Source organism: Streptomyces sp. NPDC004658, assembly GCF_040609555.1.
In the GTDB taxonomy this organism is placed as follows: domain Bacteria; phylum Actinomycetota; class Actinomycetes; order Streptomycetales; family Streptomycetaceae; genus Streptomyces.
The window spans coordinates 1-1,468 of record NZ_JBEXKG010000391.1 but is presented as its reverse complement, the minus strand read 5'-3'; the positions used below and the strand labels follow the sequence as shown (position 1 = coordinate 1,468).

At 77.7% G+C, this 1,468-nt stretch carries 1 protein-coding gene and 1 pseudogene; both read left to right on the top strand.

Annotated features, from left to right (window positions below; translation table 11 throughout):
- Positions 1-244: pseudogene (locus tag ABZV94_RS41585) on the top strand (L-seryl-tRNA(Sec) selenium transferase); the annotation flags it as partial.
- A gap of 183 nt (positions 245-427) precedes the next feature.
- Positions 428-1,468, top strand: a 1,041-nt coding sequence (locus ABZV94_RS41580; protein WP_356350303.1) for a GTP-binding protein, incomplete at its 3' end; no start/stop codon positions are given.

Genomic DNA, 1,468 nt, shown 5'->3' with positions numbered 1-1,468 from the left:
GGCCGTCGACAGCGCCGCCACGGTCGGCGGCGGGGGCGCCCCCGGCGTCACCCTGCCCAGCGCGGCCCTCTCCCTTCCCGAGCCGTACGCCGCCGTGCTGCGCACCGGTCGTGTGCCGGTCGTCGGCCGCCTGGAGACGGGCCGCTGCCTGCTGGACCTCAGGGCGGTGCCCCCGGAGGACGACGACCTGCTGGCCGGGGCCGTACGGTCCGCGCGGCCCGCCGCGGAAGGGCGGCCAGGATGACCGAGGGGATGCGGGGGACACGACGTCGGGACCGCGCGGCGGGGCGACCGGCACACGGGGTCCCCCTGGAAGGGCGGACGGTGTGATGCTGGTCGTGGGGGGACGCGGAGGGACGGCCGGCACGCCGCGGCGCCCGTGTGCGGTGGACGGCCCGACGCCCGCCCCCTGCGAAAGGGAGGCGTGATGCGCGTTCTCGCCACCGCCGGGCACGTCGACCACGGCAAGTCCGCGCTGGTCCGGGCCCTCACCGGCATGGAACCCGACCGGTACGACGAGGAGCGGCGCCGGGGCCTCACCCTGGACCTGGGCTTCGTGTGGACCCGGCTCGGCGGGGACCACCTCGCGTTCGTCGACGTTCCCGGTCACGAGCGGTTCGTGCCGACCATGCTGGCCGGTGTCGGCCCGGTCCCCGCGGTGCTCTTCGTGGTCGCCGCCGACCAGGGCTGGCAACCCCAGTCGCAGGAGCACCTCGCCATCCTCGACGCACTCGGCGTCCGGCACGCCGTCCTCGCGGTGACCCGCAGCGACCTCGCCGACCCCGAGCCGGTCCGCGCCGACGCCGTCGAGCGGCTCGCCGCCACCTCCCTCGGCAAGGTGCCCCAGGTCGCGGTCAGCGCGGTCACCGGTGCCGGACTGGACGACCTGCGCGTCGAACTGGCCCGGCTGGCGGCCGGGTTGCCGGCGCCCGACACCGAAGCGGACGTACGTCTGTGGCTCGACAGGGCGTTCACCGTCCGGGGCCACGGCACCGTGGTGACCGGCACCCTCGGCGCGGGCACCCTGCGCGTCGGCGACCGGCTGGTCACCGCGGACGGGTCGGCCGTGCTGCGGGTGCGCGGCCTGCAGAGCCTGCACGAGGAGCGGACGGCCGTCGGCGCGGTGGCCCGCGTCGCCGTCAACGTGCACGGCCAGGGGGACACCACCCTCGGCCGCGGCCAGGTGCTGCTCACCCCGGACCGCTGGCTGTGCACCGAGGTCGCCGACGTACGGGTCACCGGGGAGCCGGTGGCCGACCTGCCGCGGTGCGTCACCCTGCACATCGGAACGGCTGCCGTGCCGGTGACCGTCCGCCCGCTCGGCCCGGACACCGCCCGGCTCACCCTGCGCCGCGGGCTGCCCCTCCGGGTCGGCGACCGGGCGGTGCTCCGCGAACCCGGCGGCACCCGCCCGCCCTGCGGCGTCACCGTCCTCGACGTACGGCCGCCCCGGCTGACCCGGCGCGGC